Source organism: Thermus sp. 2.9 (assembly GCF_000794385.1).
Lineage (GTDB): Bacteria > Deinococcota > Deinococci > Deinococcales > Thermaceae > Thermus > Thermus thalpophilus.
Window position 1 is genome coordinate 50,043 of sequence record NZ_JTJB01000047.1, and the last position, 7,456, is coordinate 57,498.

The following is a 7,456-nucleotide window of genomic DNA, read 5'->3' on the forward strand; positions in this document are numbered from 1 at the left end:
GGGCTATGGCGAACCTGAAGACCCTCCCCGTGGGCGAGAAGGCGCCGGAAGTGGTGAACATGGTCATTGAGGTTCCCCGCGGCTCTGGGAACAAGTACGAGTACGATCCCGAGCTCGGGGTGATCAAGCTGGACCGGGTTCTGCCGGGAGCCCAGTTCTACCCCGGGGATTACGGCTTCATCCCCTCCACCCTGGCCGAGGACGGGGACCCCTTGGACGGCCTTGTCCTCTCCACCTACCCCCTGCTTCCGGGAGTGGTGGTGGAGGTGCGGGTGGTGGGCCTCCTCCTCATGGAGGACGAGAAGGGCGGGGACGCCAAGGTGATCGGGGTGGTGGCGGAGGACCAGCGCCTGGACCATATCCAAGACATTTCCGATGTTCCCGAAGGGGTGAAGCAGGAGATCCAGCACTTCTTTGAAACCTACAAGGCCCTGGAGGCCAAGAAGGGCAAGTGGGTCAAGGTCACGGGCTGGCGCGACCGGGCCGCCGCCTTGGAGGAGGTAAGGGCCTGCATCGCCCGCTACGAGGGGTAGGCGGGACCTGAGCCCCTTCCGCCCGGCCCCGGGGCCGGGCTTTTTGCGGCGTAGAATGGCCCTAGGAGGGGATCATGGTCTGCCTGGTGTGCGGGGAAACCTTGGAGCTGGAGGGGTACGAGGCGGGGGATCTTTTGGACTGCGAGGCCTGCGGGGCGGTCTTGCGCCTCCTTTCCGATGGCACCTTGGAGGTGGTGGAGCTCCCGGAGGAGGAGAAGGAGCCTCTTTGGGGCCTTTCCGCTTACGGGGAAGGGGAGGAGGCAGTTTTGGTCTTTTCCGACGGCACCCTAGAAGAAGAGGCGCGCGTGCCCAAGACGGCGCTTTTGGAGGCCCTCCGCCGCCTGGAAGAAGGGGTAGGGGAGGAATCCCCCAAAGAGGCGGAGGACGAGCCCAACCTGGAGCCCGACTACGTCGCGGTCCACGTGGAGAGCGGCCAGGGCGTCTTGGCCCTGAGGCGGGTGGTCTTTCCTGGAGCGGAGGACCTTTTGGAGTTCACCCTCCCCTCGGGATCGGTTTACGAGTTCCCCTTCCGCCAGGTCTTGGCCCTCTTGCGCCCCATCCTCCTCTAGCGTGCGCCTCGTCCTCGTCCCCACCCCCATCGGCAACCTGGAGGACATCACCCTAAGGGCGCTTAGGGTGTTGAAGGAGGCGGAGGTGGTGGCCTGCGAGGACACGAGGCGCACGGGGCTTCTCCTCCGCCACTTTGGCATCCCCACCCCCACCTTGAGGCTGGACCAGCACACCCTGGACCGGGCCCAGGAGCTCCTCGCCCCCTACACCTACGTGGCCTACGCCACGGACGCCGGCACCCCGGGCATCTCCGACCCCGGGGCGGAGCTGGTGCGCCTCGCCTTAGAATGGGGCTGGCGGGTGGAAGCGCTTCCCGGACCCACCGCCCTCATCCCCGCCCTGGTGGCCTCGGGCCTGCCCACCCACCGCTTCACCTTTGAGGGCTTCCTGCCCAAGGCGGGGAAAGCGCGCAAGGAAAGGCTTCTTGCCCTGGCCCGGGAGGGGAGGACCGCGGTGCTCTACGAAAGCCCCCACCGCCTGGCCAAGACGCTTCGGGACCTCGTGGAGGTTTACGGCCCCGAGCACCCCGTGGCCGTGGCCCGGGAGCTTTCCAAGGTGCACGAGGAGATCTTCCGGGGAACCCTGGTGGAGGCCTTGGAGCGCTTTCAAGAACCCAAGGGGGAGTTCGTCTTGGTCCTCGGGCCCAAAACGCCTTCTTCCCCCTCGGGGGAGGCTTGGGCGGGGGTGCTCCGGGCGGAGGGGCTTAGGGGAAGGGACCTTTTCCGGGCCCTCTTGGAGCGGGGGGTGCCGCGGAACGAGGCCTACCGGCTTTCCATGGAGGAGGCAGAGGAGGACGCATGAGGCGCATCGGGGTTTTCACCAGCGGGGGCGACGCCCCCGGGATGAACGCCGCCATCCGGGCGGTGGTGCGGCAGGCCTACGCCTTGGGCCTCGAGGTCATCGGCATCCGGCGGGGCTACGCTGGGATGATCCTGGGGGAGATGGTGCCCTTGGGGGTGCGGGACGTGGCCAACATCCTGCAACGGGGAGGGACCGTCCTCCTCACCGCAAGGAGCCAGGAGTTCCTCACCCCCGAGGGCCGGGCCAAGGCGGCGAAGAAGCTTATGGAGGCGGGGATTGAGGGCCTGGTGGCCATCGGAGGGGATGGCACCTTCCGTGGAGCCATGCGGCTCACGGAGGAGCACCGCATCCCCGTGGTGGGGGTTCCCGGCACCATTGACAACGACCTCCACGGCACCGACTACACCATCGGCTTTGACACCGCGGTGAACACCGCCTTGGAGGCCATTGACCGCATCCGCGACACCGCGGCGAGCCACGAGCGGGTTTTCTTCATAGAAGTCATGGGGCGGAACGCCGGCTTCATCGCCCTGGACGTGGGCCTGGCGGGGGGGGCGGAGGTCATCGCCGTGCCCGAGGAGCCGGTGGACCCCAAGGCCATCGCCGAGGGACTTCTGGAGTCCCAGCGCCGGGGCAAGACCAGCTCCATCGTGGTGGTGGCGGAAGGGGCGTACCCGGGAGGGGCGGCGGGGCTTCTCGCCGCCATCAGGGAGCACGTGGCGGTGGAGGCCCGGGTCACGGTCCTGGGGCACATCCAGCGGGGCGGGAGCCCCACGGCCAAGGACCGCATCCTGGCGAGCCGCCTGGGGGCGGCGGCGGTGGAGGCCTTGGCCGCGGGGACCAGTGGGGTCATGGTGGGGGAGGTGGAGGGGGAGGTGGAGCTCACCCCCCTCAAGGAGGCGGTGGAGCGGCGCAAGGACATCAACCGGGCCCTACTTGGCCTTTCCCGGGTGCTGGCCCTCTAGGCTAAGGGCCTTGCGGAGCCACGGGGTGCTCCAGGCCAGGCGGAAGGCCTCCCGGGCGAAGGGGCTTTGCGCCACTCCCTGGTAAACGGGGGTGGGAAGGGTGGTGGCGGGGTAGCGCAGGGTGGAGGCGGCGGTCCTTTCCCAGGGGTACCCCGCCCAGAGGCTTAAGGCGAGGAGGAGGCCCAACAGGAGGCCCCCAAGCGTTCCCAAGGTGGCCTCGAGGGCCCGGGAAAGGTGGGGCAAGGGGAGGCTCTTCCCCAAAAGCCCCGCCCCCAGGCCCAACGCCAAAGCCACCCCCCAGCCGGAAAGCCCGAACTGCGCCAAGAGGAGGTAGAGCAGTAAGCCCGCCCCGGCAAAGCCCATCACCACCCCGCCCCGGTGGCCCAGGGCGAGCCCTAAAGCCAGGCTAAAGAGGGCCAACAGGTCCACCCAGGTGAGCATGGGAAGAGTTTACCCCCTGATCTCCCAGCCCCGCTCCCGCACCGCCTGGAAGATCCGGGCCATGGCCGCATCCACCTCCTCGTCGGTGAGGGTGCGCTCGGGGTGGCGGAAGCGGAGGTGGAAGGCGAGGCTCTTGGTGCCGGGCTTGAGGGGCGCCCCCTGGTAAAGGTCAAAGAGGGCGAGGCTTTCCAAATGGGGCCCCGCCGCTTCCTTGAGGAGCCCTTCCACCTCGGCGTAGGGCGTGGCCTCGGGCACCACCACCGCCAGGTCCCGGAGGGCCAGGGGGTAGCGGGAGGGGTCCTGGAAGCGGAACGCCTTCTCGGGAAGGGGCAGGCGGAGCTCAAAGACCCATACCCGGGGGAGCTCTAACCCCCTTAGCACCTCGGGGTGGACCTCCCCCAAAAACCCCCGTTCCTCTCCCTCCACCCAAAGGCGGCCCGAAACCCCGGGGTGGAGGAAGGGGTAGGGGTGGGCCTCCACCTGGAAGGCCAGGCCGAGCCGGGCGAAGAGGGTTTCCAAAAGCCCCTTTAGGAGGGGGTAGCCGGAAAGCTTCTCCCCAAAGGGAAGCCCCACCCCTTCGCCGAAGAGGAGGCCCGCCAGGTGCGTTTCCTCCCGCACCACCCCTCCTTCCACCCTGTAAACCCGGCCTACTTCAAAGAGGAGGGCCCTTTCCGGCTTGTCCAGGGCCAGGTTTTCCTTGAGGACCTTAAGGAGGCCCGGGAAGAGATGGGTGCGCAAGGCGGCCCGCTCGGGGCTCAAGGGGTTTAGGAGCCGCAGGGGGGGTAGAAAGAGGCGGAAGCGGGGGGCCTCCTCGGGGTCGGCGAAGCTATAGGTGTAGACCTCCTGGAAGCCCAGCCCCGCCAAAAGCTCCCGGAGGCGGCGCTCCTTTTGGTAGGGCCTGCCCACCCCCCGGTTGTCGGGGGCGGGGAAGAAGGCGGGAAGGGCGAGGGGAATGGTCTCGTACCCTTGGATGCGGGCCACCTCCTCCACCAGGTCCTCCTCCAGGGTGAGGTCCAGCCTGCGGCTGGGCGGGGTGACCTGGTAGGGGCCTTCCCCCTCCACAAGGCAGCCCAGGCGCTTCAGGATGGCGAGCTGCTCCCCTTCCGGGTAGGCGGTGCCCAGGAGGCGGTTGGCGTAGTCCGGGCGGAAGGGGATGGGCTTGGGCGGGGTGGGGTTCCCCGCTTCCAGGATGCCCTCCGCCACCTTGGCCCCCGCCAGGGCCTGGAGGAGGCTTAAGGCCCGCCGCTGGGCGGGGATTTGCCCCAAGGGGTCCACCCCGCGCTCAAAGCGGTAGCTGGCCTCGGTGCGGAGGGCGTGGCGGCGGGCGGTTTTACGGATGGAAATGGGGTCAAACTGGGCCACCTCCAGGGCAATGGCTTCCGTGTCCTCCCGCACCTCGCTTTCCGCCCCGCCCATGACCCCGGCAAGGCCCACGGGGAAGCTCTCCTCCCCCCGGTAGCCGGCGATGACCAGGTCCTCGGGATGGAGAGTGCGCTCCACCCCGTCCAGGGTGCGAAGCCGCTCCCCGGGCCGGGCCCGCCGCACCAGGATGCCCTCCCCCAGGAAGCGCAGGTCAAAGGCGTGCATGGGCTGGGCCCGTTCCAGCATCACGTAGTTGGTGATGTCCACCACGTTGCTGATGGGCCGCATCCCCGCGGCGAAAAGCGCCCTTTGCAGCCAAAGGGGGCTTGGCCCCACCCGAAGCCCGAAGGCGTAGCCCAAGGTGAAGTGGGGGGCACCCTCCGGGTCCTCCACCCTGAGGCCAAAGGGGATGGGCACCGCCTCGGTCCTCAGGTCCACCTCGGGCGCCTTTAGGGCGTAGCCCAGGGCGTGGAGGTCGTAGGCCAGGCCCAAAAGCCCCAGGGCGTCGGGGCGGTTGGGGGTGACCTCGAGGTCCAACACCACCTCCTCGGGCCAAGCCTCCGCCAAGGGGGTGCCGGGGGGAAGGGCGTCTTGGGGGAATTCCAGAAGCCCCCCCCCATACTCCCCCACCCCGAGCTCCTTGGGGGAGAGGGCCATGCCGTGGGAGACCACTCCCTGGATGCGCCGCTCCCCGATGCGCATCCCCCCCACCTCCGCCCCGGGGAGGGCCAGGGCCACCCCGATGCCCGCCCGGGCGTTTCCCGCCCCCGAGACCACCTCCACCACCCTTCCCGCATCCAGCACCAGGCGCTTGAGCCCGGTGCCGGGGATGGGGCTTGCCTCCAGCACCCGGGCGAAGACCACCTCCTTGGGGATGCGGAAGATGCGCTCTATCCGGTCCGTTTCAAACCCCAGCCCCGCAAGCCGCTCCTCCAGGACCTCCGGGCTTTCCAGCTCCGGCACGTATTCCTTAAGCCAGGAGAAGGGCACCCTCATAGGATCCCCCTGAACTGCTCCAGGAACTTAAGCCTTCCTCCAAAGAAGTAGCGGATGTCCGGGATGCCAAAGCGGAGCATGGCGAGCCTCTCTATGCCTAGCCCAAAGGCGAAGCCCGTGACCCCCTCGTAGGCCGGGGGGAGGCCCAGGCGCTTCCGGTAGGCGTCCACCGCCTGGAAGACCTTGGGGTGGACCATCCCCGCGCCCCCGAGCTCCAGCCATTTCCTCCCCTCCGGCCACCAGATGGCGAACTGGGCCCCGGGTTCCACGAAGGGGAAGTAGACGGGTTGGAAGCGCACCCTGGCCTCGGGGCCATAAAGGGCCTGGGCCAGCTCAAAGATGGCCCCCTTCAGGTCGGCCATGGTGATGCCTTCCCCCACCACCAGCCCCTCCAACTGGTGGAAGACCGCCTCGTGGGTGGCGTCCGTCTGCTCAAAGCGGAAGACCCGCCCCGGCACCACGATGCGGAAGGGGGGAGTGTGGGCCACCATGTAGCGCACCTGCATGGGGGAGGTGTGGGTGCGCAAAAGGAGCTTCCCCTCCGCCTCCTCCCCCAAGGGGCCCGGCACCCGGTAGGCTCCCTCCAGCCAGAAGGTGTCCCACATGTCCCGCGCCGGGTGGTGTTCGGGGATGTTCAGGGCGTCAAAGTTGAAGCGCTCGCTTTCCACCTCGGGGCCTTCCACCGCCTCGTAGCCCAGGGCCTGGAAGATGGCCACGAGCTCCCGCTCCATGAGGGTGATGGGGTGAAGCCCCCCCGAAAAGAGGCGCACCCCCGGCAAGGAAACGTCCAGCCGTTCCCGCTCCAGGGCCTCCTTGAGCGCCGCTTCTTCCAGCTCCCGCGCCCGGTCCTCCAGGGCCTTTTCCAGGGCCTCCTTGAGGGCGTTGAGCTCCTGCCCTCGCCTTTTCCTCTCCTCTAGGGGCAGGTGGGCCAGGGCCTTCAGGGCCTCGGTGACGAGGCCTTTTTTGCCCAGGTAGCGGGCTTTTAGGGTTTTGAGGGCCTCGAGGCTCTCTGCCTCGCGGATGGCGGCCAAGGCTTCTTCCAGCTCCCGCATCCCTTAGAGGATACCCTGAAAGGGCCTAAAGGGAGGCGGCGAGCCTTCGGAAAAGGGCCGGGGCCTCCGGGGCCCCGCCCCCGTCTTGCCAGGGGAAGCGAAGGTCCCTTAGGGGGCCTTCCCCAACACCCATCCCCCGGGGAAAAAGGGGCCTTAGGTCCAAAGGCCCCGCCTCCTCCCCCCCGAAGGCCTCGGCGAAGCGGGCCACCTCCCCCTCGGGGCCGAAGTGGTAGGCGTAAAGCCACCAAGCCTCTCCTTCCTTCAGGGCGAAGAGGAAGCGGGGCTCGGGGGAAAGCTCGGGGAACGCCCCAAGGAAGGGGCGGCGCAGGAAGCGGGAGGCCCGCCCCGGCCGCAGGCGGAAGACCACCTCGAGGGCCTCCCCCAAAAGGCCGAAGCTTCCCACAAAGGGGCGCACCAGGTCGTATCCCTGGACGTTCTTCACCACCACCCCCCGGCCCGCACCACCCGGCCCTTGGGGGTGCGGAAGGTGAGGCCCAGGACCTCCGCGGGGAAGAAAAAGTTCTGGGCGAAGCCTCCCCGGGCCACGAGCCCCCCCACCCCCCGGGAAGCTCCACCGGGGGAAAGGGGGGGTGGAGGCCCGTGCCCCGGAGGGCTTCGTGGATGGCGAGAAGGTCCGTTCCGGCCTCGGCCACCAGGTACTGGTCGGCGGCGTGGAGCTCCATGATGCCATGGTGCCAATTCCCCGCACCCAAGTCCAGGGTTCCTGGCCAGACTG

7 protein-coding genes and 1 pseudogene are annotated in these 7,456 nt (G+C 68.6%); 4 read left to right on the forward strand and 4 right to left on the reverse strand.

Annotated features, from left to right (window positions below):
• Positions 1-5: 5 nt before the first annotated feature.
• The 4 genes from QT17_RS11655 (at position 6) to pfkA (ending at position 2,869) form a co-directional block, all read left to right on the forward strand.
• Positions 6-533, forward strand: coding sequence for an inorganic diphosphatase (locus QT17_RS11655; RefSeq protein ID WP_039460190.1), 528 nt, complete (start codon positions 6-8; stop codon positions 531-533).
• A 74-nt stretch (positions 534-607) separates the two neighbouring features.
• The gene (locus tag QT17_RS11660) at positions 608-1,102 is read left to right on the forward strand and encodes a hypothetical protein (RefSeq protein WP_039460194.1); all 495 of its coding nucleotides are present in this window, start codon (positions 608-610) and stop codon (positions 1,100-1,102) included.
• A 1-nt stretch (position 1,103) separates the two neighbouring features.
• Positions 1,104-1,904, forward strand: coding sequence for a 16S rRNA (cytidine(1402)-2'-O)-methyltransferase (gene rsmI, locus QT17_RS11665; RefSeq protein WP_039460195.1), 801 nt, complete (start codon positions 1,104-1,106; stop codon positions 1,902-1,904).
• The gene (gene pfkA / locus QT17_RS11670) at positions 1,901-2,869 is read left to right on the forward strand and encodes a 6-phosphofructokinase (protein WP_039460197.1); all 969 of its coding nucleotides are present in this window, start codon (positions 1,901-1,903) and stop codon (positions 2,867-2,869) included. The genes rsmI and pfkA overlap by 4 nt, the downstream gene beginning before the upstream one ends.
• Here pfkA and QT17_RS11675 read toward each other — a convergent pair.
• The 4 genes and pseudogenes from QT17_RS11675 to QT17_RS11690 all read right to left on the reverse strand — a co-directional run bounded on the left by QT17_RS11675 (position 2,837) and on the right by QT17_RS11690 (position 7,403).
• The gene (locus tag QT17_RS11675; RefSeq protein WP_039460199.1) at positions 2,837-3,310 is read right to left on the reverse strand and encodes a hypothetical protein; all 474 of its coding nucleotides are present in this window, start codon (positions 3,308-3,310) and stop codon (positions 2,837-2,839) included. The genes pfkA and QT17_RS11675 overlap by 33 nt on opposite strands.
• A gap of 9 nt (positions 3,311-3,319) precedes the next feature.
• A complete protein-coding gene (pheT, locus tag QT17_RS11680) occupies positions 3,320-5,668 on the reverse strand; it encodes a phenylalanine--tRNA ligase subunit beta (RefSeq protein WP_039460201.1) in 2,349 nt (782 codons plus the stop codon).
• A complete protein-coding gene (gene pheS / locus QT17_RS11685) occupies positions 5,665-6,720 on the reverse strand; it encodes a phenylalanine--tRNA ligase subunit alpha (protein WP_039460203.1) in 1,056 nt (351 codons plus the stop codon). The genes pheT and pheS overlap by 4 nt, the downstream gene beginning before the upstream one ends.
• A gap of 25 nt (positions 6,721-6,745) precedes the next feature.
• Positions 6,746-7,403, reverse strand: a pseudogene (locus tag QT17_RS11690) (DUF5639 domain-containing protein).
• Positions 7,404-7,456 lie beyond the last annotated feature (53 nt).